This is a genomic window from Blautia sp. HCP3S3_C12 (assembly GCF_052064155.1).
Lineage (GTDB): Bacteria > Bacillota > Clostridia > Lachnospirales > Lachnospiraceae > Blautia_A.
On record NZ_JBQHWC010000015.1, the window covers coordinates 63,698 to 87,577 of the forward strand.

General features: G+C 38.5%; 21 protein-coding genes, 1 tRNA gene and 1 riboswitch. Of the genes, 21 read left to right on the forward strand and 1 reads right to left on the reverse strand.

Translation table 11 applies throughout. The annotated features are described in order from the left end of the window. The first annotated feature begins 21 nt into the window (after positions 1 to 21). Both rsmA and ACTNDS_RS12085 read left to right on the forward strand, forming a co-directional pair. On the forward strand, positions 22 to 900 hold the full coding sequence (gene rsmA, locus ACTNDS_RS12080; RefSeq protein WP_303243320.1) for a 16S rRNA (adenine(1518)-N(6)/adenine(1519)-N(6))-dimethyltransferase RsmA: 879 nt from the start codon (positions 22 to 24) through the stop codon (positions 898 to 900). 401 nt (positions 901 to 1,301) lie between these two features. Continuing rightward, on the forward strand, positions 1,302 to 1,754 hold the full coding sequence (locus ACTNDS_RS12085; RefSeq protein ID WP_441035990.1) for a DUF1002 domain-containing protein: 453 nt from the start codon (positions 1,302 to 1,304) through the stop codon (positions 1,752 to 1,754). Positions 1,755 to 2,123: 369 nt separating this feature from the next. Here ACTNDS_RS12085 and ACTNDS_RS12090 read toward each other — a convergent pair whose 3' ends face one another. Beyond that, positions 2,124 to 2,774: a GTP pyrophosphokinase gene (locus tag ACTNDS_RS12090; RefSeq protein ID WP_019163350.1), complete on the reverse strand. Its 651-nt coding sequence runs from the start codon at positions 2,772 to 2,774 to the stop codon at positions 2,124 to 2,126. Between the two features lie 188 nt (positions 2,775 to 2,962). On the opposite strand from ACTNDS_RS12090, the gene ACTNDS_RS12095 reads away from it, so the two are divergent. The 19 genes from ACTNDS_RS12095 (at position 2,963) to ACTNDS_RS12185 (ending at position 23,612) form a co-directional block, all read left to right on the forward strand. Then, positions 2,963 to 3,868: a 30S ribosomal protein S1 gene (locus ACTNDS_RS12095; RefSeq protein ID WP_173743897.1), complete on the forward strand. Its 906-nt coding sequence runs from the start codon at positions 2,963 to 2,965 to the stop codon at positions 3,866 to 3,868. A 16-nt stretch (positions 3,869 to 3,884) separates the two neighbouring features. Next, complete coding sequence (locus ACTNDS_RS12100) at positions 3,885 to 5,555, forward strand: putative manganese-dependent inorganic diphosphatase (protein ID WP_441035992.1); 1,671 nt, start codon at positions 3,885 to 3,887, stop codon at positions 5,553 to 5,555. Positions 5,556 to 5,571: 16 nt separating this feature from the next. Then, positions 5,572 to 6,159 carry a flavin reductase family protein gene (locus ACTNDS_RS12105; RefSeq protein ID WP_173743899.1) on the forward strand — a complete coding sequence of 196 codons (588 nt, stop codon included), beginning with the start codon at positions 5,572 to 5,574 and terminating at the stop codon, positions 6,157 to 6,159. 45 nt (positions 6,160 to 6,204) lie between these two features. Then, complete coding sequence (locus tag ACTNDS_RS12110) at positions 6,205 to 6,708, forward strand: shikimate kinase (protein WP_026077108.1); 504 nt, start codon at positions 6,205 to 6,207, stop codon at positions 6,706 to 6,708. Positions 6,709 to 6,846: 138 nt separating this feature from the next. After that, positions 6,847 to 8,139 (forward strand): UDP-N-acetylglucosamine 1-carboxyvinyltransferase, encoded by a 1,293-nt coding sequence (locus ACTNDS_RS12115; protein WP_173743901.1) that lies wholly within the window; start codon positions 6,847 to 6,849, stop codon positions 8,137 to 8,139. A 95-nt stretch (positions 8,140 to 8,234) separates the two neighbouring features. Further along, a riboswitch (SAM riboswitch) is annotated at positions 8,235 to 8,338 on the forward strand. A gap of 100 nt (positions 8,339 to 8,438) precedes the next feature. Continuing rightward, a complete protein-coding gene (gene metK / locus ACTNDS_RS12120; protein WP_441035995.1) occupies positions 8,439 to 9,620 on the forward strand; it encodes a methionine adenosyltransferase in 1,182 nt (393 codons plus the stop codon). A gap of 203 nt (positions 9,621 to 9,823) precedes the next feature. After that, on the forward strand, positions 9,824 to 10,975 hold the full coding sequence (locus ACTNDS_RS12125) for a sensor histidine kinase (RefSeq protein ID WP_441035997.1): 1,152 nt from the start codon (positions 9,824 to 9,826) through the stop codon (positions 10,973 to 10,975). Next, positions 10,972 to 11,661 carry a response regulator transcription factor gene (locus ACTNDS_RS12130; protein WP_173743904.1) on the forward strand — a complete coding sequence of 230 codons (690 nt, stop codon included), beginning with the start codon at positions 10,972 to 10,974 and terminating at the stop codon, positions 11,659 to 11,661. Before ACTNDS_RS12125 ends, ACTNDS_RS12130 begins: the two co-directional genes overlap by 4 nt. A 25-nt stretch (positions 11,662 to 11,686) precedes the next feature. Next, complete coding sequence (locus ACTNDS_RS12135; RefSeq protein ID WP_441035999.1) at positions 11,687 to 13,126, forward strand: aminotransferase class I/II-fold pyridoxal phosphate-dependent enzyme; 1,440 nt, start codon at positions 11,687 to 11,689, stop codon at positions 13,124 to 13,126. Positions 13,127 to 13,132: 6 nt separating this feature from the next. Next, positions 13,133 to 13,720: a guanylate kinase gene (locus ACTNDS_RS12140; protein WP_173743906.1), complete on the forward strand. Its 588-nt coding sequence runs from the start codon at positions 13,133 to 13,135 to the stop codon at positions 13,718 to 13,720. A 53-nt stretch (positions 13,721 to 13,773) separates the two neighbouring features. Next, the gene (holB, locus tag ACTNDS_RS12145) at positions 13,774 to 14,763 is read left to right on the forward strand and encodes a DNA polymerase III subunit delta' (protein WP_441036001.1); all 990 of its coding nucleotides are present in this window, start codon (positions 13,774 to 13,776) and stop codon (positions 14,761 to 14,763) included. 1 nt (position 14,764) lies between these two features. Then, a complete protein-coding gene (locus ACTNDS_RS12150; protein ID WP_441036003.1) occupies positions 14,765 to 15,664 on the forward strand; it encodes a PSP1 domain-containing protein in 900 nt (299 codons plus the stop codon). Continuing rightward, complete coding sequence (locus tag ACTNDS_RS12155; RefSeq protein WP_186995556.1) at positions 15,657 to 16,397, forward strand: tRNA1(Val) (adenine(37)-N6)-methyltransferase; 741 nt, start codon at positions 15,657 to 15,659, stop codon at positions 16,395 to 16,397. Before ACTNDS_RS12150 ends, ACTNDS_RS12155 begins: the two co-directional genes overlap by 8 nt. A gap of 74 nt (positions 16,398 to 16,471) precedes the next feature. Next, positions 16,472 to 17,314 (forward strand): 16S rRNA (cytidine(1402)-2'-O)-methyltransferase, encoded by an 843-nt coding sequence (rsmI, locus tag ACTNDS_RS12160; protein ID WP_441036005.1) that lies wholly within the window; start codon positions 16,472 to 16,474, stop codon positions 17,312 to 17,314. Between the two features lie 238 nt (positions 17,315 to 17,552). Continuing rightward, on the forward strand, positions 17,553 to 19,478 hold the full coding sequence (gene gyrB, locus ACTNDS_RS12165) for a DNA topoisomerase (ATP-hydrolyzing) subunit B (RefSeq protein ID WP_441036006.1): 1,926 nt from the start codon (positions 17,553 to 17,555) through the stop codon (positions 19,476 to 19,478). Positions 19,479 to 19,495: 17 nt separating this feature from the next. Continuing rightward, a complete protein-coding gene (gyrA, locus tag ACTNDS_RS12170; protein ID WP_441036008.1) occupies positions 19,496 to 22,018 on the forward strand; it encodes a DNA gyrase subunit A in 2,523 nt (840 codons plus the stop codon). Positions 22,019 to 22,020: 2 nt separating this feature from the next. After that, positions 22,021 to 22,575, forward strand: coding sequence for a hypothetical protein (locus tag ACTNDS_RS12175; protein ID WP_441036009.1), 555 nt, complete (start codon positions 22,021 to 22,023; stop codon positions 22,573 to 22,575). 18 nt (positions 22,576 to 22,593) lie between these two features. Beyond that, the gene (locus tag ACTNDS_RS12180) at positions 22,594 to 23,313 is read left to right on the forward strand and encodes a lysophospholipid acyltransferase family protein (protein ID WP_173743913.1); all 720 of its coding nucleotides are present in this window, start codon (positions 22,594 to 22,596) and stop codon (positions 23,311 to 23,313) included. A 211-nt stretch (positions 23,314 to 23,524) separates the two neighbouring features. Further along, positions 23,525 to 23,612: transfer RNA gene (locus ACTNDS_RS12185), tRNA-Ser, on the forward strand. The last annotated feature ends 268 nt before the right edge of the window (positions 23,613 to 23,880 follow it).

Here is a 23,880-nt window from a genome sequence, read left to right on the forward strand (position 1 = left end):
AAAGAAAAGGAAGTAATGATTATGACCAGACCCTATCTCGGCAATCCAAAATATACCATAGAAGTGCTGCAGAAGTATAATTTTGCATTCCAGAAAAGGTTTGGTCAGAATTTTCTTATAGATACGCATGTATTGGAGAAAATTATTGCTTCTGCAGAAATTACGAAAGATGATTTTGTATTGGAAATCGGTCCGGGAATCGGAACCATGACCCAATATCTGGCAGAGGCAGCCAGAGAAGTGGCTGCTGTGGAGATTGATAATACTTTGATTCCGATTCTGAAGGATACGCTGAAGGACTGGGATAATGTAACAGTGATCAATGATGATATTCTGAAAGTAGATATCCGAAAGCTGGCACTGGAAAAAAATAAAGGATGTCCTATCAAGGTAGTAGCCAATCTCCCATACTATATTACAACCCCTATTATTATGGGACTGTTTGAAAATCAGGTACCTATTGATTCTATTACCATTATGGTTCAGAAGGAAGTTGCGGACAGAATGCAGGTAGGTCCGGGAACTAAGGATTATGGAGCTTTATCACTGGCGGTCCAGTACTATGCCAGACCGGAGATTGTGGCAAATGTTCCGCCAAATTGTTTTATGCCAAGACCCAAAGTGGGAAGTGCAGTGATCAGACTGGAGAGATATGAGAAGCCGCCGGTTCAGGTTAAGGATGAAAAGCTGATGTTCCGTCTGATCCGGGCGTCTTTTAATCAGAGAAGAAAGACGCTGGTTAATGGACTGAAGAATTCACAGGAGCTTTCATTTGACAAAGAGACCATTGAAAAAGCAATTCTTGCCTGTGGATTACCTCTGACTATAAGGGGGGAGGCTCTGACATTGGAGCAGTTTGCACAGCTGGCAAATATGTTTTCTGAAAAACAGGGTTTCTGATAGTAAGGGACAGAGAATTGGATAAATAATTTTATAAATAAAAAGCATCCGATGGCTGGACGGATGCTTTTTATATTACGTTCAAATTTATTTTTAAAAGGAAGGAGAGTCGATTGTTTTTAAAACAATCAACATATGAAAAAGAAAATTATAAAAATAATGTTTGATTTATTATTTTTATGATTTTATTATATAGGCAAATTATGATGGAATTTTGTTTAAGATGTGAAAAAAATTTGAACAAATGTCAAAAGAATTATGAAGATAAAGACATAGAGAACCAAGGTATATAGTACTAGAAACCACAAGGAAATTTATTTTACAGACGGTTGAGGGGAGATGTTATAATAGCCCGGTAACAGAAAACAGATTTTAGCAGAATAATCTGGAGGTAATTGATCATGAAAATAAAGAAAATAGGAATACTTATGATTGCAGGAACACTTATGTGCACATCACCGGCAGCAACAGTCATGGCATCTGATGCAACTGAAACTGTGCAGGAAATTATTACAGATAACGAGATTGATTCTCTGGTTTCTGATCCTGATAAGGTAGTTGATATTATTATGTACGCAAAGGACAAGGTGGCAGAGCAGGATATTTCCGATGAGCAGATCAGAGAAATCATTCAGGCAGGAGAGGAGACGGCAGGAGTTACACTTACAGAAGAGGAAGAAAATAAACTTATAAATATTGTAAAAGAAATCAAAAATGCTGATATTAATGAGGAACAGCTGAGAAGTACTGTAAACAAGGTATACGATAAGCTGGAAGAAATGGGAATCGGAAAAAAGGAAGTAAAGGGAATTCTTCAAAAACTGATAGAATTTGCAAAAAATATTTTAGAGTAATCATTTTTAAGTGTATTACTTTTAAAAGGATTAAATAAAAAAAACTTTAATAAATTAAAACGATAATGTACAAAAATGATAAAGCTGTAGAAAAATAGAATAAAAAGCTATGTGTTAAATTTATAAAAAAACAATAAAAAAATAAAAAAAATTGTGCAAATAAACGAAAAGTTCATTTTGAGTTCATGATTTGTTCATAACCAATTGCTATTATATAAACAGTTCGAAAGAACCTACGAAAGACGTTGTAATGTGTTATCATTACACATAAATTTTTTTCATAATAATAGCCCCGGTAAACCACTACCGGGGCACTCCTCGCTTTAGAGATAAAAATAGTCCCGCAATTGCGGGACTATTTTTTATAACTTATTCAAGATTTTTTCCATATTTCTGTATTGCATTGTTTAGCTCCTGCATGCGTTCATCCAGTTCTGCAACATAGCGTGCACATTCCCGTAATTCTTTTGTGATATAATCCGGGCCGTCCCCTTCAAATTTGTAATGCATTTTATGCTCCAGAGTAGCCCAGAAATCCTGTGCTACAGTACGGATCTGAATCTCTACTTTTGTATCAATAATGCTGTCAGAAAGAAAGACAGGAGTGGTTACCAGCATGTGATAGCTGCGATAGCCGCTCTTTTTGGGATTTTTCATATAATCTCTTCTGGCCAGGATCGTCAGGTCATTTTGCTTGGAAATCATATCTGCAATCAGATAGATATCAGAAGTAAAGGAACAGCTGATTCGGATTCCGGCAATATCATTTACATAGCGGATCATATTTTCTGTGCTGGATTCGTAATTATGGCGTTTAAGCTTTTTGACAATGCTTTCCGGAGTTTTGATCCGGGATTTGACATGCTCGATAGGGTTATATTTATGTCTGTGCTGGAATTCATCGTTCATAATGTCTATTTTTGTTTCAATCTGCTTCAGGGCAGAATGATATACGAACATAACAGTATCCCAGTTATCAATTTCTTTGAAATCTCTCAAAGGAACGGAATCATAATTCATGAATAATATCCTTTCTGTATGAAAAAAGTACAAGTTTATTATAGCATATAAAGCTTCTTTTGAAAATTGCGATTTCCATTATTATAGGTGATGTGATATAATATGGTTGCTATTCTTAAAAATTATTTTTAATTCTGAAATTTTATGTTGTGAAAATAAAATAAAAAAATAAAGGAGAGAAAAAAGATATGGCTGAATCAATGAAAGATTATGAGACAGAGCTTGAAGCTTCTTTCAAGAAAATTGAAGAAGGGGATATCCTTACAGGAACTGTGATCAGTGTAGATGAAAAAGAAGTAGTAATAGATCTTAAATATTATGCAGAAGGAATCATTCCTGCTGAAGATTACAGCAGAGAGCCTGGATTTTCACTGAAAGAGGAAGTTAAAGTGGGAGATGAGGTTTCTGCAACTGTGGTAAGAAAAGATGACGGAAACGGAAATATTCTGTTATCAAGAGTGGAAGCATCAGATGTACTTTCCTGGGACAAACTAAAAGAATTAAAAGAATCCGGTGAAATTCTGGATGTAACAGTAAAAGGTGTTGTCAATGGAGGCGTAATCGTATATGTAGAAGGAATCCGTGGATTTGTCCCGGCTTCCAAGCTTGCATTGACTTATGTAGAGGATACAAATGAATATCTGAACAAACCAATTCAGGTTCAGGTAATAGATGTAGATAAAGAAAAGAACCGACTAATTCTTTCTGCAAAGGAAATATTAAGAGAAAAGGCAGAAGAAGAAAGAAAAAATAAAGTGTCCAATGTACAGGTCGGACTGGTGACAGAGGGTACTGTTGAGAGTCTTCAGCCTTATGGTGCTTTTGTAAATATGGGCAATGGCCTGTCAGGACTTGTCCATATTTCACAGATCTGTGAAAAGAGAATTAAAAAGCCTTCAGAAGTTCTTGCTGTTGGTGATCAGGTTAAGGTAAAGGTAACTGCAGTAAAGGATGGAAAATTAAGTCTCAGTATCAAAGAAGCATCAGATATGATGGCAAAGGAAATTGAAGAAGAAGTGATAGAACTTCCGGATTCAAAGGAAGAAGCCAGTACATCGTTAGGTGCACTTTTTGCAAATATTAAGTTAGATTAATGAGGTTAAAAACTGTATGAGAAATCAGGAAAGAATATTTGTAATAGGTCATAAAAATCCGGATACAGATTCAATCTGTTCAGCAATTGCCTATGCAGACATTAAAAACAGAACTTCCCAGAAAGTAAAATATATTCCTAAGCGTGCGGGACAGATCAATGAAGAAACAGAATATGTATTAAATCGTTTTGGAATGCTGCCGCCGGGATATATGTCTAATATTGGAACCCAGGTAAAGGATATGGATATCCGTATGAGCCCTGATGCAGATAAAAGTATGTCTCTTAAAAATGCATGGGATCTGATGATGGAGAAAAGTATCGTTTCCCTTCCAATCAGAGACAGGGAAGGCCAGCTGGAAGGTCTTATTACAATTGGGGATATTGCAAAGACCTACATGGATACCACTGACAGTTATCTTCTGTCCAGAGCAAGAACACAGTACAGAAGAATTGCTGAAACAATTGCAGGTACTGTGATTGAGGGAAATGAGCATGGATATTTCACAAAGGGAAAAGTTTTGGTGGGAACTGCAAATCCGGAAATGCTTAAAGCCTATATTGAAGAGGATGACCTTATTATTATGGGAGACAGAGAAGAGGATCATCTTCAGGCAATTGCCCAGAATGTAAGCTGTATTATTGTGGGAATGGGAATTGAAGTAACTGAGAAGGTGATCAAGCTTGCTCATGAAAAAGAAATTGCAATTATTATGTCTCCCTATGATACTTTTACGATTGCAAGACTGATTAACCAGAGTATTCCTGTAAGATATATTATGAAAACAGATAATCTGGTTACATTCAGTACAGAAGATTTTACAGATGATATTCAGAATGAGATGATCAAACATCGTCATCGTGCATTCCCTGTAATTAACAAAAAGGGAAAATGTATCGGAACAATTTCCCGAAGAAATTTTCTGGATATGCATAAAAAGAAAGTAGCACTTGTAGACCACAATGAAAAAGATCAGGCAGTTGATAATATCGACAAAGCAGAGATTGTAGAAATTATAGATCATCATAAACTTGGTTCATTGGAGACCATAAGTCCGATTTCCTTCAGAAATCAACCGGTTGGATGTACAGCTACAATTTTGTACGAGATGTATGGAGAGCAAAAACTGGAAATTTCTCCAAATATTGCCGGACTTCTCTGTGCTGCAATTATTTCAGATACATTGATGTTCCGTTCTCCTACCTGCACGTTATCAGATAAAATGGCAGCAGGAGCATTGGCACTTATTGCAGGAATTAATATTGAGCAGTTTGCCAGGGAAATGTTCAAGGCAGGAAGTAATCTGAAGGATAAATCACCGGAAGAGATTTTCTATCAGGATTACAAAAAATTTATTGCTGAAGATGAAATCAGCTTTGGTGTTGGTCAGATCAGTTCCATGGACAGCGATGAACTGACAGAAATCAAAGAACGTCTGATTCCGTTTATGGTAAGTGAATGTGGACGTCACGGCGTATCCCGTGTATTCTTTATGCTGACGAACATCATTGAGGAGTCTACAGAGCTTCTCTATTATGGTGAGGGAAGTGAAGAAATGGCCAGCACAGCATTTCATATGGAACCAACGGATGGTGTATTTGATCTGAAGGGTGTAGTTTCTCGTAAGAAACAGCTGATTCCGGCACTTATGGAAGCTGCACAGGCAGGACAGAATGATTATAATTAAGGACAGGAAGAAATAAATGGCAAAAGAAACCTGGAAAGCCGGAAATATGCTTTATCCGCTGCCGGCAGTGATGGTCAGTGTTACAGATGGAGAGGGAAATGATAATATACTGACAGTTGCATGGGCTGGAACCGTATGTACAAATCCGCCAATGGTGTCTATTTCAGTGCGTCCTTCCCGGTATTCCTATGAAATGATAAAGAAAACAGGAGAATTTGTAATCAACCTGACTACAGAGAAACTGGCATATGCAACAGATTATTGTGGAGTGCGCTCCGGCCGTGATGTTGATAAATTTAAAGAAATGAAGCTTACCCGGGAGAAGGCTGATTTTGTGAAAGCGCCTATGATCCTGGAATCACCGGTCAGTATTGAATGCAGGGTAAAACAGGTGCTGGAATTAGGTTCCCATCATATGTTTCTGGCAGATGTACTGGCTGTCCATGCGGATCCTGCATATATGGATGAAAAAAAGAAATTTCATTTGAATGATGCCAAAATGCTGGTATATTCCCATGGAGAATATCTTGGAACAGGGAAAAAACTGGGAACCTTTGGCTATAGTGTAAAAAAGAATAAAAAAGGTACAGGGAAAAAACGTTAGTATTTACACCTGATGATCATATATGCTAAAATGAAGGGAATAACAATGAATAATGTGACGTTAATAGGAATGCCTGGTTCAGGAAAAAGCACCATAGGAGTAATTTTAGCAAAAGCACTTGGATATCAGTTTCTGGATACTGATCTTGTGATTCAGAAGCAGGAGAAAAGAAAGCTTTCACAGATTATTGCTCAGGAAGGACCGGAGAGATTCAAGGAAATAGAAAATAAGGTTAATGCTTCTGTAGATGTGACAGAAACAGTGATTGCTCCTGGAGGCAGTGTTATTTATTGCGAAGAAGCAATGAAACATTTAAGATCTATTGGAAAAGTAGTTTATCTGAAAATATCATTGGAATCACTTTCAAAACGTCTTGGCAATTTGAGGGGACGGGGTGTTTTATTGAAAGAGGGACAGACTTTAAAAGATCTGTATGAAGAGCGAGTTCCCTTATATGAAAAATACGCTGATATTGTTGTAGATGAAGAAGGGAAAGATTTGGAAGAGAGTCTTGCTGCAGTTTTGGAAATAATAAATACCGGGGCATAGTAACCAGTGAGATAATATTTTTGTTTACAAATGATAAATATATGCTATAATATACAATTGACTTAAAAACAGACGATCATTTGAGAATAATTTATTCGTCTCCGCACAGGGAGTGAAAATAATTACAGAGGTGTATTTATGGAACAATATGTAATAAAAGGTGGAAATCCTTTAGTAGGTGAAGTGGAAATCGCAGGTGCAAAGAATGCAGCACTGGCAATTCTTGCAGCAGCAATTATGACTGATGAGACTATTTTAATTGAGAATCTGCCTGATGTAAGAGACATTAATGTTTTACTTGAAGCAATCGCCGGCATTGGAGCACAGGTAGACCGTATTAATAAGTCAACAGTTAAGATCAATGGCTCTACCATTGGTGATGTAAGCGTAGATTATGAGTATATTAAGAAAATCAGAGCTTCTTACTATCTGCTTGGAGCTCTTCTTGGTAAATATAAGCATGCAGAAGTACCTCTTCCGGGAGGCTGCAATATTGGAAGCCGTCCCATTGACCAGCATCTGAAGGGATTCAGAGCGCTGGGGGCAGATGTGGATATTTTACATGGAGCTATTGTAGCAAAGGCTAAGAATCTTCATGGAAGCCATATTTTCCTTGATGTTGTATCTGTGGGAGCAACAATCAATATTATGATGGCTGCTTCTCTTGCACCTGGACGTACAATTATTGAGAATGCAGCAAGAGAACCGCATGTAGTAGATGTAGCCAATTTCCTGAATAGTATGGGTGCCAACATTAAGGGTGCAGGAACAGATGTGATCCGTATCAAAGGTGTGGAGAAGCTTCATCGAACAGAATATTCTATTATTCCTGATCAGATTGAGGCTGGTACCTTTATGTTTGCTGCAGCAGCAACAGGTGGAGATGTTACAGTAAAGAATGTAATCCCCAAACATCTGGAAGCAACTACGGCCAAGCTTGAGGAAATTGGATGTGAGGTTGAGGAATTTGATGATGCGGTACGTGTACGTGCTACAGGCAGACTTCATCGTACTCATGTAAAAACTCTTCCCTATCCGGGATATCCTACAGATATGCAGCCGCAGATTGCTGTTACCCTGGCTCTTGCAGAAGGAACCAGTATTGTAACAGAGAGTATTTTTGAAAACAGATTCAAATATGCAGATGAGCTGTCACGTATGGGAGCCAACATTAAAGTAGAGGGCAACTCTGCAATTATTGATGGTGTAAATAAGCTTACAGGTGCCAGAGTCAGTGCTCCTGATCTGCGGGCAGGTGCTGCTCTTGTAATTGCAGGTCTGGCAGCTGATGGTATTACGGTAGTAGATGATATTGTATACATCCAGAGAGGATATGAGAATTTCGAAGAGAAGCTTAGAGCTTTGGGAGCTGAGATTGAAAGAGTTTCCAGCGAAAAGGAAATTCAGAAGTTCCGTCTGAGAGTTGGATGATTATAAAATTTCTATAAAAATAGAATTTATGCTTGACATTACAAAGGGTTGAGTATATTGTAAGTTGTGCAGAAAAGTTAATAATTAGTAATAGCCTTTTATTCAGAGTGGTGGAGATACAAAGGATCTGAGAAGCCACGGCAACCCCTTTTTATGCGGAGGAAGGTGCCAACCTGAGCGAGTGATCGAACAATAAGAGGATTGTTGAAGCATTCATTCAGACAGTCCGATTACTTCGGGCTGTTTCTTTTTATTATCTGTATAAAAATATGCTATGAAATGAAAAAAAGGAGAACAAAATGGAGAAAATTTTATTTACTTCTGAATCTGTAACTGAAGGCCATCCGGACAAAATGTGCGATGCTATTTCTGATGCGATTCTTGATGCAATTATGGAAAAAGACCCAATGGGCCGTGTTGCATGTGAAACAGCTGTAACTACAGGTCTTGTAATGGTAATGGGTGAGATTACAACAAACGCTTATGTGGATATTCAGAAGATTGTAAGAGATACAGTACGTGAAATCGGATATACACGTGGTAAATATGGTTTTGATGCAGATACCTGTGCGGTAATCACTGCAATTGATGAACAGTCTGCAGACATTGCTCTCGGAGTAGATAAAGCTCTGGAAGCTAAAATGGGAGAAGACGAGATTGATGCTATCGGTGCAGGAGACCAGGGAATCCAGTTTGGCTATGCTTCCAACGAAACAGAGGAATATATGCCATATGCTATTAATATGTCCCATAAGCTTGCTCGTCAGCTGACAAAAATCCGTAAAGATGGTACATTAAACTATTTAAGACCAGATGGAAAAACACAGGTTACTGTAGAATATGATGAAGCTGGAAAACCTGTACGTATTGATGCAGTTGTATGCTCTACTCAGCATGATCCTGATGTTGCACAGGAGCAGATTCATAAAGATATTAAAAAATATGTTTTTGATGAGGTTATTCCGGCAAATATGGTGGATGAGAATACAAAATATTTTATCAATCCTACAGGACGTTTCGTAATCGGCGGACCTCACGGTGACAGCGGACTTACAGGACGTAAGATCATTGTAGATACTTATGGCGGAGCCGGTCGTCACGGCGGCGGAGCTTTCTCCGGTAAGGACTGCACAAAGGTAGACCGTTCTGCAGCTTATGCAGCACGTTATGTTGCAAAAAATATTGTAGCAGCAGGCCTGGCTGATAAGTGTGAAATTCAGCTTTCTTATGCGATTGGTGTTGCACGTCCTACATCTATCCATGTGGAAACATTTGGTACAGGTAAGCTTTCAGATACCAAATTGGTTGAGATTATCCGTGAGAATTTTGATCTCCGTCCGGCAGGAATTATTAAAATGCTTGATCTGAGACGCCCAATCTACAAACAGACAGCTGCTTACGGACATTTCGGACGTACAGATGTAGATCTTCCATGGGAACATCTGGATAAGGTAAATGATCTGAAAAAATATCTTGCATAATTGAGAAAAAGTTATCTTTAAACAAAAGCAAACAATCATCCTGCATATTTTTGTGTGGGATGTTTGTTTGTTTTTTTATTGTCCGGGTGCTTTGGCAGAATATACTTTCGACGTTGGCGTCAGCATTTTATAGAAAATTTAGATATTGAAAACAGACTTTATGGTATAATCTTGTTATGAAAAAAATTGGCTCAGAGAAAAGGATGGTTTCAATGAAATTAAAAACAAGGATCATAGTTGGATTTGCCATGATCATATTAGTGCCCCTTTTATTGTTTTCTGCATCATTATACGGATTAAGTCATACAAAACTGGCACAACATAATTCAGATTCTTCAGAAATTGTCTATGATATTTCCATGGGAGTGTCTGCCAACAGCAAGACGCAGGTAAAACTTATTGCCAGAGATCTTCTGTTTACAGCGACAGTAATTCTTGTATTTACAGCTTTGTCCATAGGCTTATGGATATACAGAAGTATAGCAACACCTTTAGTAAAATTAAAGAAAGCAACTCAAAATATAAAAGAAGGAAATCTTGATTTCGTATTGGACGTAGAGGGGAATGATGAATTTTCAGAACTATGTCAGGATTTTGAGGAAATGAGAAAGCGTCTGAGGGAATCTGCAGAGGAAAAAATAATATTGGATAAAGAAAATAAAGAACTGATCAGTAATATCTCACATGATCTGAAAACGCCTATTACAGCTGTAAAGGGATATGTGGAAGGAATCATGGATGGTGTGGCGGATACTCCGGAAAAGATGGATCGTTATGTAAAAACTATTTATAATAAAACCAATGAAATGGATCATCTGATCAATGAACTGACTTTTTATTCCAAGATTGATACAAATCGTATTCCATACACTTTCAGTAAGCTGAACGTAGAGGATTATTTTAGTGATTGTGCAGAAGAAGTAGGTCTGGAACTGGAAACCAGAGGAATTGAACTGGTTTATGCCAATTATGTGGAAAGTGGTGTGCAGGTAATCGCAGACGGAGAGCAGATCCGCCGTGTAATTCATAATCTTATCAGTAATGCTATTAAATATATGGACAAGCCCAAAGGAATTATTCAGATCCGTATCAAGGATGTAGGAGATTTTATCCAGGTGGAAATCGAAGATAATGGAAAAGGTATTGCTGCTAAGGATATTGTTTATATTTTTGATCGATTTTACAGAACCGATGTATCCAGAAATTCTTCCAAGGGTGGAAGTGGTATCGGACTTTCTATTGTAAAGAAGATTCTGGAGGATCATGGTGGTAAGGTATGGGCTACCAGCAGGCTGGGAATCGGCACAATTATGTATTTTGTTCTCAGAAAATATCAGGAGGTACCAATGAAATGAGCAGAATATTAATTATAGAAGATGAAGAGGCTATTGCAGATCTGGAGAAAGATTATCTGGAACTTTCCGGATTTGAGGTTGAGATATGTAACAGAGGGGATACAGGACTGGTCAGAGCATTAAATGAGGAATTTGATCTGATCATCCTGGATCTGATGCTGCCGGAAGTAGATGGATTTGATATCTGCCGTCAGGTACGTCAGACCAAAAATATACCGATCATTATGGTGTCGGCTAAAAAAGATGATATTGATAAAATCCGTGGTCTGGGACTGGGAGCAGATGATTATATGACTAAGCCTTTCAGTCCAAGTGAACTGGTGGCAAGAGTAAAGGCACATATGGAGAGATATAATCGTCTGGTCGGTTCCAATGTAAAGAAAAATGATATTATAGAGATTCGCGGTATAAAAATTGATAAAACTGCCCGTCGTGTGTGGGTAAATGGGGAGGAGACTACTTTTACTTCCAAAGAATATGATCTTCTTACATTTCTGGCAGAAAATCCTAACCGAGTATTTACTAAGGAGGAGCTTTTCAGGGAAATCTGGGATATGGAATCAGTAGGAGATATTGCTACAGTAACAGTACATATTAAAAAAATCCGTGAGAAGATTGAATTTAATACTGCCAAACCTCAATATATTGAAACAATCTGGGGTGTAGGTTACAGGTTTAAGGTCTGATCAAAGAAAAATCAGAAAGGAAAATATGGATAGATTATATAAAAAACTGGAAGAATACGGAAAGTCAGATTATTATCCCTTTCACATGCCCGGACATAAGAGAAATATGGATTCTTCTGCAGCCTCATTTCCTTTTGACCGGGATATTACAGAAATTCATGGGTTTGATAATCTTCATCATGCAGAAGGCGTGATTAGAGATGCGCAGGAATATGCAGCACAGATTTATGGAACCCAGAGATGTTTTTTTAGTGTAAATGGAAGTACGGCAGCACTTCTGGCAGCAATCAGTGCCTGTGTAGATAAAGGAGGCAAAATCCTTATGGCGCGAAATTGTCATAAGGCTGTTTATCATGGATTATATATAAGAGACTTGCATCCCATATATATTTATCCACATGAAGATTCCAGATTGGGGATAAACGGAGGAATTTCACCTTCTTGTGTGGAAAGATATATTGAAGAAAATCAGGATATACAAGCAGTTCTGATTACCTCCCCTACCTATGACGGAGTTGTATCAGACGTAAAAAGTATTGCCCGTTTTGTACATAAATATGGAATTTCTTTGATTGTAGATGAGGCACATGGAGCGCATTTTCATTTTTCAGATTATTTTCCTGTATCTGCAGCAGAGCTTGGAGCGGATATTGTTGTCCAGAGCTTTCATAAAACACTTCCGGCCCTTACACAGACGGCAGTTCTTCATGTGTGTAGTGACAGAGTAAATGTGGGAAAAATAAAAAGATTTATGGGTATCTATCAGACCAGCAGTCCTTCCTATATTCTTATGGCCAGTATGGATGCCTGCATGGATAGAATGAATCATACAACAGGGAAGAAGATGTTTGCAGAATTTACTTCTCAGCTGGAGGAAGCTAGACAGCGGTTGATGAAATGCGGACATATCAGGCTGATAACTCCGGAAATGATAAACAGTACCGGTGTGTATGACTTTGACCGGTCAAAACTGTTGTTTTCTACAGTAGGAACTTCTATTAATGGGACAGAACTACACAGACGGTTGAGAAATGAGTTTCATATAGAAATGGAAATGGAAGCGGAAAAATATGTCCTGGGAATTGCTTCTGTGGGAGACACAAAAGAAGGATTAGACAGACTGTGTAAAGCAATTGAGTATATTGATACACAGGTGGAAACTGTTCAGGAGAAAACGGAGAAGAATGTTTCCTATGCAAAAATGAAAGCATTTATGACAATTTCTCAGGCTATGGATGCACCTCAGAAGAGATTTTACCTGGAAGAAAGTGTTGGAAAAATAAGTGGTGAATTTGCTTATCTGTATCCTCCGGGGATTCCTGTTATTGTGCCCGGAGAACAGATTACTGGACAATTTGTGCGAAATATGAGAAGATACATGGAACAGGGACTGGAATTACAGGGACTCAGTGACAGTAGTAATGAAACAATCTGTGCAGTTATAGACAGTCCGGTAAAGGAATAGCAGGTAATGGGAAAGATTTTTTATATTATGGGAAAAAGTGCTTCCGGAAAAGACAGGATATATTCTCTTCTGGAAGATCAGAGAGAACTGAAACTGAAAACATTGGTTTTATATACTACCCGGCCGATCAGAGACGGAGAAGAGAACGGAAAAAATTATTATTTTGTAAGTGATGAAAAATTGAATGAATTTAGAAAAAATGGAAATGTAATAGAAGAGCGTTCTTATCATACCGTATATGGAATCTGGACATATTTTACAGCAGATGACGGTCAGGTGAATCTGACAGAATCGGATTATCTGGGAATAGGTACACTGGAATCTTTTATGAAGCTGAAGAAGTATTATGGAGAAAATGCAGTCTGTCCTGTTTATATACAGGTGGAGGATGGCGAGCGGCTTTCCAGAGCATTAAAGAGGGAAAAAGAACAGGAGAATCCCAAATACGAGGAAATGTGCAGAAGATTTATTGCTGATCAGTCAGATTTTTCGGAGGAGAATATTCAGAGCGCAGGGATTGAGAAAAGATTCCAGAATAAAGATTTAGATATTTGTGTGAAAGAAATTGTAAATTATATTAAATCTATGCAATAGAATGTCTTTTATGATATAATATCATCACAAAATGGACTGAAGGGGTGATTCTTATGATGGGATTTAACAATATTATAGGGCACGAAGAAATTATCAGGCATTTAAAGAATGCCATTGAAGCTGGCAAAATATCTCATTCTTATATTTTTACGGGGGAAAAGGGATCTGGCAAAAAGCTTTTGGCAGGAACCTTTGCGGCTACGCTTCAATGTGAGGCAGGCGGTACAGAACCTTGTCAGAAATGTGATTCCTGTAAGAAAGCGATGGGAAAGAATCATCCGGATATTATTATGGTAAACCATGAGAAACCGGGAACAATTACAATTGATGAAATCCGTGATCAGGTGATCCACGATGTGGACATCAGACCATACTATAGTCCTTACAAGATATATATTATAGCAGATGCAGATATGATGACTCCCCAGGCTCAGAATGCACTTCTCAAGACAATCGAGGAGCCGCCGGAATATGCAGTGATCATGCTTCTGACCAATAATATAGGTGGTTTGCTGCCTACTATTCAGTCAAGATGTGTACGCCTTGATCTGAAGGTTGTAAATGATGGTCTGGTAAAAAAATATCTTATGGAGCATCTTCATGTGCCGGATTATCAGGCGGAAATTGATGCATCTTTTGCTCAGGGAAGCATTGGAAAGGCAAAGGAAGCGGCTACTTCGCAGGAATTTGCAGAGATGACGCAGAATGCATTAAGGATTCTGAAATATGCCAATACCATGGAAGTATATGAGCTGTCTGATGCAATAAAAAATCTTTCAGCAGAAAAGCAGAATATTAATGATTATCTGGATATCTTTCAGTTTTGGTTCAGAGATGTGCTGATGTTCAAAGCCACCAGGGAAATTGATAATCTGGTATTTAAACAGGAAATAAATTATATAAAGGAACAGGCAAAGGTGCGTTCTTATGAGAATCTGGAGAAAATTCTGGATTCTATCCAGAAGACAAAGGTTCGTCTGAAGGCAAATGTTAATTTTGAGCTTGCTCTTGAATTGCTGTTCCTGACAATCAGGGAGAAATAGAATGACAAAAGTAGTTGGTGTGAGATTTCGTAATGTTGGTAAAATTTATTATTTCAGTCCAAAGAATTATGAGATTAAAACAGGTGATCATGTAATTGTGGAAACCGCCCGTGGAATTGAATATGGAAAAGTTGTACTGGCACCACGAGAGGTAAGCGATGACAGTGTGGTACATCCGCTTAAGGAAGTACTTCGTGTGGCAACAAAAGATGATGATGAAAGAGAAGCTCAGAACAGAAGTAAGGAAAGAAATGCTTTTAAAATCTGTCAGAAGAAAATCAGAGAGCATGGGCTGGAAATGAAACTGATTGATGCTGAATATACTTTTGACAATAATAAGGTACTGTTTTATTTTACTGCAGATGGCCGTATCGATTTTCGACAGCTGGTTAAGGATTTGGCATCTATTTTTAAAACACGTATTGAGCTTCGCCAAATAGGTGTCCGTGACGAGACAAAAATTCTGGGTGGGATTGGCATTTGCGGCAGATGTCTGTGCTGTCATACCTATTTGTCAGAATTTGTTCCGGTATCTATAAAAATGGCGAAGGAACAGAATTTATCTCTGAATCAGACAAAGATTTCGGGAGTCTGCGGCAGACTGATGTGCTGTTTAAAAAATGAACAGGAAACATATGAGGAATTAAATAAAAGACTTCCGGGAATCGGAGATATGGTTACTACTCCGGATGGACTGCAGGGATCTGTACAAAGTGTAAATGTGCTTCGTCAGAGAGTGAAGGTTATTGTAGATATTAATGATGAAAAAGAAATCCAGGAGTTTCCTGTGGAGGAATTAAAATTTAAACCACGCAGGAAAAAAGTAAAGGTTTCTGATAAAGAATTAAAGGAACTTGGAGATCTGGAGGATAAAAAGGGAGATTCCAAATTAAATGGATGAGAAGCTGGTCAGGGAAAAAGAGCGGGTCGATGATCTGCAGAATGGTTATTATGTAATACAGGATCCGGATAAATTCTGCTTTGGTATGGATGCTGTTCTTCTTTCTGGCTTTGCAAAAGTAAAAAAGAGTGAAACTGCGTTGGACATGGGTACAGGAACCGGTATTATTCCGATTCTTCTGAAAGCAAAGACTCAGGGAAAGCATTTTACAGGTCTGGAGATTCAGAAGGAATGTGCAGAGATGGCCAGTCGCAGTGTAAAGTATAATCATTTGGAAGAAGATGTGGAGATTGTACAGGGAGATATCAAAGAGGCTGCTGATATTTTTGGAGCGGCTTCTTTTGATGTGGTAACAAGTAATCCTCCATATATGATAGGACAACATGGATTGAGAAATCCGGATATGCCCAAAGCTATTGCACGACATGAGGTGCTTTGTAATCTGGAGGATGTGGTAAGCCAGGCTTCCAGAGTACTGAAAGACAGAGGCAGATTTTATATGGTTCACAGACCGTTCAGACTGGCGGAAATTATGAATGTACTGACGAAATATCATCTGGAGCCCAAAAGAATGCAGCTGGTATATCCTTACATAGACAGAGAACCTAATATGGTTTTGATAGAGGCTCTCAAGGGTGGAAATTCCAGAATTACAGTGGAGCCGCCGTTGATTGTATATAAAGAGCCCGGAGTCTATACAGAAAATATTCTTAAAATTTACGATATGATATAATATCAGGTGGAACAAAGTTACAAAAAATTGACAGGAAACAAACTATGGTATTATAAAGTCAGGGAGGAATGGATATGAGCGGAAAATTGTATTTGTGTGCTACGCCCATAGGTAATCTGGAGGATATTACATTAAGAGTTCTCCGTACATTGAAAGAAGTGGATCTGATCGCTGCTGAAGATACCAGAAATAGTATTAAGCTGCTGAATCATTTTGATATCAAAACTCCTATGACCAGTTATCATGAATATAATAAGATTGATAAAGCTTATGTTCTTATCAATAAAATGAGAGAAGGACAGAATATTGCCTTGATTACAGATGCAGGTACTCCGGGGATTTCAGATCCTGGAGAGGAACTGGCTGCTATGTGCTGTGAAGCAGGAATTGAAGTTACTTCTCTTCCGGGACCGGCAGCATGTATCACAGCACTTACATTATCAGGCTTGTCTACCAGGCGTTTTGCATTTGAAGCTTTTCTGCCGGCAGATAAGAAAGAGAGAAAGATGATCCTGGAAGAACTGAAAAATGAAACCAGGACAATTATTATATATGAGGCACCCCACCGGCTGGTGAGAACATTGGAGGAACTGAGGGAAGCTCTGGGAAATCGCAGAATGACTTTGTGTAGAGAGTTGACAAAGAAGCATGAAACTGCATTTCATACCACAATAGAGGCTCTGATTACTTTTTATACTACAGAGAAACCGTTGGGAGAATGTGTACTTGTAGTAGAGGGAAAAAGTCATCAGGAGATGAAGGAGGAGCAGCAGGCATCCTGGGAAAAAATAACGATTGAAGATCATATGAAAATTTATGAAGAAAAAGGTTATTCCAGAAAAGAAGCAATGAAGCTTGTGGCCAATGACAGAGGAGTGACAAAGAGAGATATTTATCAGTATCTGATCAGTCATTGAAAATAACTGTGTAAGGAAAATAGATTGCTGTAACGCAGATAAAATCCGCGTTACAGCAGTTTTTTTATGGTAAAACGATAATTTTTGTGCTATAATAAATTTGTGTTATTATGTCCAAAGATCAGAATATATTTGCAAATTACAGATTTGATTTTCAAATATATTTTGATTTTATGATATTAGGGTCAAAAGATCGTTTGGCCTTACATTTTAATTAAATATAAACAGGAGGAATAACATGGGCGGAGAGAATACGGAATACGGCGCAGATCAGATCCAGATTCTGGAGGGTCTGGAAGCTGTACGTAAGAGGCCGGGTATGTATATCGGAAGTACATCCAGCCGAGGACTTCATCATCTGGTTTACGAGATCGTGGATAATGCGGTAGATGAAGCACTGGCTGGTTTTTGTACGGAAATTCAGGTAATCATTAATCAGGATAATTCAATCACAGTTATAGATAACGGACGTGGAATTCCGGTAGGTATTAATCATAAAGCGGGAATTCCTGCAGTAGAAGTTGTTTTTACTATTCTGCATGCCGGCGGTAAATTTGGCGGTGGAGGATATAAGGTATCAGGTGGTCTTCATGGTGTAGGTGCGTCAGTTGTAAACGCACTTTCCACCTGGCTGGAGGTAACAATCTGCCGTGAAGGTAAAGTATATCAGCAGAGATATGAACGCGGTAAAACCATGTATCCACTGAAGATGGTAGGTGAGTGTGATCCTGAACAGACAGGAACAAAAGTTGTATTTCTTCCGGACAGCGAAGTTTTTGAAGAAACAGTATATGATTATGATATTCTGAAACAGCGTCTCCGTGAAATGGCATTTCTGACTAAGGGATTAAAGATTATTCTCAAAGACAGCAGAGAGGGAATGGAAAGAGAAAAAATCTTCCATTATGAGGGTGGTATCCGGGAATTCGTAAGTTATCTAAACAGAAGCAAAGAAGCGCTTTATCCGGAAATTATTTATTGCGAAGGGCAGCAGAACGGAGTATCTGTGGAAGTTGCCATGCAGCATAATGATTCATATACAGAGAATTGCTATGGATTTGTAAATAATATCAATACCCCTGAGGGAGGAACCCATATTGTAGGTTTTCGTAATGCACTTACCAAGACCTTTAATGATTATGCCCATAAGAATAAGCTGCTCAAAGAAAGTGAACCAAATTTAAGTGGTGATGATATCAGGGAGGGACTGACTGCCATTGTCAGTGTTAAAATCGAAGAACCTCAGTTTGAGGGACAGACAAAACAGAAACTTGGAAACAGTGAAGCCAGAGGTGCTGTAGATAATGTGGTAAGCAAGCAACTGGAGATTTTTCTGGAGGAGAATCCATCTGTAGCAAAGGTAATCGTGGAAAAATCTGTTCTTGCCCAGAGAGCCCGTGAAGCGGCACGTAAGGCCAGAGATCTTACCAGAAGAAAATCTGCTCTTGACAATATGTCTCTGCCGGGTAAGCTTGCTGACTGTTCAGATAAGAATCCTGAAAATTGTGAAATCTATATTGTTGAGGGAGATTCCGCCGGTGGATCTGCCAAGACTGCCAGAAACCGTGTGACACAGGCAATACTTCCTTTGAGAGGTAAAATTTTAAATGTAGAGAAGGCCCGTCTGGACAAAATTTATTCCAATGCAGAGATCAAAGCAATGATCACAGCATTTGGAACAGGGATTCATGAAGATTTTGATATTACAAAATTAAGATATCATAAGATCATTATTATGACAGATGCCGATGTTGATGGCGCACATATTGCTACATTGCTGCTGACTTTCCTCTATCGCTTTATGCCGGAACTGATCAAACAGGGATATGTATATCTGGCTCAGCCACCTCTTTATAAAGTAGAGAAGAATAAAAAGGTATGGTACGCTTATGATGATAATGAACTGAATGGAATTCTTACAGAGATCGGTCGTGATAGTAATAACAAAATACAGCGTTACAAAGGTCTGGGTGAGATGGATGCTGAGCAGCTCTGGGAGACAACCATGGATCCGGAGAAGAGAATTCTGCTTCGTGTAACTATGGATGAGGCGGCAACTTCAGAAATAGATCTGACGTTTACCACACTGATGGGAGATAAGGTAGAGCCAAGACGTGAGTTTATTGAAGAGAACGCAAGATTTGTGAAGAATTTGGATATCTGATAATGGGAGAATAGAGAATGGAAGATAATATTTTTGACAAAGTCCACGAGGTGGATCTGGAAAAAACCATGAAAGACTCCTACATTGACTATGCTATGAGCGTTATTGCTTCCAGAGCATTGCCGGATGTAAGAGATGGTCTGAAACCAGTTCAGCGTCGTGTTCTGTATTCCATGATCGAGCTGAATAATGGTCCTGACAAGCCACATCGTAAATGTGCGCGTATTGTCGGTGATACAATGGGTAAATATCATCCTCACGGTGACAGCTCAATTTATGGAGCACTGGTAAATATGGCACAGGAATGGTCTACCAGATATCCATTGGTAGATGGCCATGGTAACTTTGGATCTGTAGATGGTGATGGGGCGGCTGCTATGCGATATACAGAGGCACGTCTCAGCAAAATTTCTATGGAAATGCTGGCAGATATCAACAAGGATACCGTTGATTTCCAGCCAAACTTTGATGAAACAGAGAGAGAACCGGTTGTGCTTCCATCCAGATATCCTAATCTGCTGGTAAATGGTACTTCCGGTATTGCGGTAGGTATGGCTACCAATATTCCGCCTCATAACCTGAGAGAAGTTATTAATGCTGTTGTCAGGATCATTGACAATACAATTGAAGAGCAGAGAGAAACTACGATAGAGGAAATTTTGGAAATTGTAAAAGGACCGGATTTTCCAACAGGAGCTACAATTCTGGGCAGAAGAGGCATCGAGGAAGCGTACCGCACAGGGCGGGGTAAGATCCGTGTGCGTGCGGTAACCGAGATTGAGACACTTCCAAACGGTAAATCAAGAATTATCGTTACAGAGCTTCCTTATCTGGTAAATAAGGCGCGTCTGATTTCCAAAATTGCGGAGCTGGTAAGAGATAAAAAAATTGATGGAATTACAGATCTGAATGACCATTCCAGCCGTGAAGGTATGAGAATCTGTATTGATCTGCGCAAAGATGCCAATGCAAATGTAGTATTGAATTTGCTCTATAAACATACACAGCTACAGGATACTTTCGGTGTTAATATGCTTTCTCTGATCCCTAATCATGGAAGTCTGGAGCCTAAAGTCCTGAATCTGAAAGAGATGCTGGAGTATTATCTGGCCCATCAGGAAGATGTTGTAATAAGAAGAACAAAATATGATTTAAACAAAGCCAGAGAACGTGCTCACATTTTAGAGGGTCTGTTAAAGGCTTTGGATAATATTGATGAGGTTATCCGGATTATCAGGGCATCTCAGAATGTACAGATTGCCAAACAGGAATTGATAGAGCGTTTTGAATTAACGGATGTACAGGCTCAGGCTATTGTAGACATGCGTCTTCGTGCTCTGACAGGTTTGGAAAGAGAGAAGCTGGAAGCAGAATATGCAGATCTTATGGAGAAAATACGTAAATACGAAGCCATTCTTGCAGACAGAAATCTCCTTCTCAGAGTAATCCGAGAAGAAATCCTGGCAATTGCCGAGAAATATGGAGATGACAGACAGACTTCCATTGGTTATGATGTGTATGATATTTCTACAGAGGATTTGATTCCAAGAGAAAATACAGTGATAACAATGACCAAACGTGGATATATCAAGAGAATGACAGTGGATAATTTCAGAAGCCAGAACAGAGGCGGCCGTGGAATTAAGGGTATGCAGACTCTGGAGGATGATTATATTGAAGAACTCCTGATGACTACCACTCATCATTATCTGATGTTCTTTACAAATACAGGGCGGGTATATCGTCTGAAGGCATATGAGATTCCAGAGGCAGGACGTACTGCCAGAGGAACAGCAATCATTAACCTTTTACAGCTTATGCCGGGCGAATCTGTTACAGCAGTAATCCCAATCCGAAAATTTGAAGAGACAGGTTATCTGATGATGGCGACAAGAAATGGATTGGTAAAGAAAACGCCGATTCGTGACTATGCAAATGTGCGTAAGACCGGATTAGCGGCAATTACGCTCAGAGATGATGACCAGCTGATAGAAGTAAAATTGACAGATGATAAAAAAGACATTATTCTGATTACAAAGAATGGCCAGTGTATTCGATTCAAAGAAACTGATGTAAGAAGTACAGGCCGTACCTCTATGGGTGTAAGAGGAATGAATCTGGAAGATGATGATGAAATTGTTGCCATGCAGCTGAATTCTCAGGGAGACTGTCTGCTGATCGTGTCTGCAAATGGTATGGGAAAGAGAACTTCAATGAGTGAATTTACCTGTCAGAACCGTGGCGGTAAAGGTGTGAAATGTTATAAGATCACAGAGAAAACCGGAAATGTCATTGGTGCCAGAGCGGTAAATGAAGACAATGAAGTAATGCTTATTACCACAGAAGGAATTATTATCCGTATTGCATGCTCAGACATCTCTGTCCTTGGAAGAATTACATCAGGTGTAAAACTGATCAATCTTACAGAAGGTGTAACTGTGGCAGGTGTTGCCAAAGTAAGGGATAAAGAAGAGAAGGATAATAAAGAATCTGCAGCAGATAACGAGGAAACACAGGAAAATAGAGGGGAAACTGAATAATCATGAAAAGATGGATGAAGTATTTCATTGTTGGGGTAACAGTTCTGCTTATTTTTTCCATGACAGGGTGCGGTGGTGTCAGTCATAAATCTCCGGAAAAGGTAACAGAAGAATTGATCAATGCTTATGCAAATGGCAAAGAGAAAAAGGTAAAAGACTGTTACAATGAAAAGAAGGATACCGAAGACAGCCTGCAATCTGAGATTACGGCAACCATAAAGTATTTCCAGGCGCATAATACAAAGAAGGTAAATATACAGGAATGCGATATCATTTCAGAAAATGATAAGTATACTTATGTATATATTACATATAATATGGTTCTGGAGGATGACCAGGAGTATCCGTGTATTGGCACTTATATGATTGGTAAAAAGGATAAAAGCTATTATATTCTTCCACCATCTCAGATTACAGATGATATGAGAACACAGGCTGCAACGGATTATGCAGATTTTATGACAAAAGATGTTTATAAAGATTATGCCAAGGCATATGAGAAGTTTATAAAGAAAAATCCTGGTTATGAAGATAAAATTTCAGGAAAAATAAGCTGATCGCAGTGAGGACCAAAAATGAAGAGAATAATATTAATGGTATTTAGAAATCTCATATGGGTTCCTTATGGATGGTTTAAACTGTGCTGGTGTGCAGCTCATGTAGACAGATACAGTGAAAAAGAAAGATATGAATTGCTTCAATATATAGATAACAGAGCAATACGTGGAGGAAACATTAAGATAGAAGCTTATGGGCTGGAAAATATCCCAAAGGAAAATGGATTTATGTTCTTTCCGAATCATCAGGGATTGTTTGACGTACTTGCAATCCTTCAGGTGTGTCCGGTTCCCTTTTCTGTAGTCGCCAAAAAAGAGCTTACAGATGTTCCTTTTCTTAAACAGGTTTTTGCGTGTATGAAAGCACTTATGATTGACAGGGAGGATATTAAGCAGTCTATGCAGGTTATCCTTCAGGTAATCAAAGAAGTGAAAGAGGGAAGAAATTATCTGATCTTTGCAGAAGGAACCAGAAATAAAGATGAAAACAGACCTCATGAGTTTAAAGGTGGAAGCTTTAAGGCTGCCACTAAGTCCAGATGTCCGATTGTTCCGGTAGCTCTCATAGATTCCTATAAAGCTTTTGACACCAGATCTATCGAAAAGATGGTTGTACAGGTGCATTTTCTGGAACCGATGTATTATGATGAATATAAAGACATGAAAACTACAGAACTGGCTTTGGAAGTTAAAACCCGTATTGAAGAAACTATTAAGAAATCTGGAAAGTGGGATTAACCCAAAGGTGAATAAGCAAAAAAAACAGTCGGGAAACCGGCTGTTTTTTGATGTGAAAAGAAAAGTATAATGAATAAAGAAAAGTCTTTGAAAAAATAAATAAAAAAAGATAAAAAAACTGTTGACAAAATACTTTTTTTTACTTATAATAACACATGCACTTGTGAAAAAGCGCATTCGAATTTAATATATGACTATTAGTTCGGAGTCTGGAGAAGTACTCAAGAGGCCGAAGAGGTGCCCCTGCTAAGGGTATAGGTCGCTAACGCGGCGCGAGGGTTCAAATCCCTCCTTCTCCGTTATTTTTACAAAAAAATGTAAAAATAAATAAAAAAGTTCTTGACAAACTCGAATACGTATGATAAAGTAAACGAGTTGCTGATGAACAGCAAACATGTTGAAAAAAATAATTTGAAAAAACTTAAAAAAGTTCTTGACAAGTTAAAAACAACATGATAAAATAAACAAGCTGTCGCAAGACAGACAACCTTGATAACTAAACAGTGAAACACATACGATTCTCGAAAATTCTTTACACATGAGCATCGAAAGATGCGAATGCGGTTC

Coding starts and splice junctions, on each gene's coding strand:
- rsmA (WP_303243320.1), top strand. CDS start 22: ATGACCAGACCCTATCTCGGCAATCCAAAATATACCATAGAAGTGCTG.
- ACTNDS_RS12085 (WP_441035990.1), top strand. CDS start 1,302: ATGAAAATAAAGAAAATAGGAATACTTATGATTGCAGGAACACTTATG.
- ACTNDS_RS12090 (WP_019163350.1), bottom strand. CDS start 2,774: ATGAATTATGATTCCGTTCCTTTGAGAGATTTCAAAGAAATTGATAAC.
- ACTNDS_RS12095 (WP_173743897.1), top strand. CDS start 2,963: ATGGCTGAATCAATGAAAGATTATGAGACAGAGCTTGAAGCTTCTTTC.
- ACTNDS_RS12100 (WP_441035992.1), top strand. CDS start 3,885: ATGAGAAATCAGGAAAGAATATTTGTAATAGGTCATAAAAATCCGGAT.
- ACTNDS_RS12105 (WP_173743899.1), top strand. CDS start 5,572: ATGGCAAAAGAAACCTGGAAAGCCGGAAATATGCTTTATCCGCTGCCG.
- ACTNDS_RS12110 (WP_026077108.1), top strand. CDS start 6,205: ATGAATAATGTGACGTTAATAGGAATGCCTGGTTCAGGAAAAAGCACC.
- ACTNDS_RS12115 (WP_173743901.1), top strand. CDS start 6,847: ATGGAACAATATGTAATAAAAGGTGGAAATCCTTTAGTAGGTGAAGTG.
- metK (WP_441035995.1), top strand. CDS start 8,439: ATGGAGAAAATTTTATTTACTTCTGAATCTGTAACTGAAGGCCATCCG.
- ACTNDS_RS12125 (WP_441035997.1), top strand. CDS start 9,824: ATGGTTTCAATGAAATTAAAAACAAGGATCATAGTTGGATTTGCCATG.
- ACTNDS_RS12130 (WP_173743904.1), top strand. CDS start 10,972: ATGAGCAGAATATTAATTATAGAAGATGAAGAGGCTATTGCAGATCTG.
- ACTNDS_RS12135 (WP_441035999.1), top strand. CDS start 11,687: ATGGATAGATTATATAAAAAACTGGAAGAATACGGAAAGTCAGATTAT.
- ACTNDS_RS12140 (WP_173743906.1), top strand. CDS start 13,133: ATGGGAAAGATTTTTTATATTATGGGAAAAAGTGCTTCCGGAAAAGAC.
- holB (WP_441036001.1), top strand. CDS start 13,774: ATGATGGGATTTAACAATATTATAGGGCACGAAGAAATTATCAGGCAT.
- ACTNDS_RS12150 (WP_441036003.1), top strand. CDS start 14,765: ATGACAAAAGTAGTTGGTGTGAGATTTCGTAATGTTGGTAAAATTTAT.
- ACTNDS_RS12155 (WP_186995556.1), top strand. CDS start 15,657: ATGGATGAGAAGCTGGTCAGGGAAAAAGAGCGGGTCGATGATCTGCAG.
- rsmI (WP_441036005.1), top strand. CDS start 16,472: ATGAGCGGAAAATTGTATTTGTGTGCTACGCCCATAGGTAATCTGGAG.
- gyrB (WP_441036006.1), top strand. CDS start 17,553: ATGGGCGGAGAGAATACGGAATACGGCGCAGATCAGATCCAGATTCTG.
- gyrA (WP_441036008.1), top strand. CDS start 19,496: ATGGAAGATAATATTTTTGACAAAGTCCACGAGGTGGATCTGGAAAAA.
- ACTNDS_RS12175 (WP_441036009.1), top strand. CDS start 22,021: ATGAAAAGATGGATGAAGTATTTCATTGTTGGGGTAACAGTTCTGCTT.
- ACTNDS_RS12180 (WP_173743913.1), top strand. CDS start 22,594: ATGAAGAGAATAATATTAATGGTATTTAGAAATCTCATATGGGTTCCT.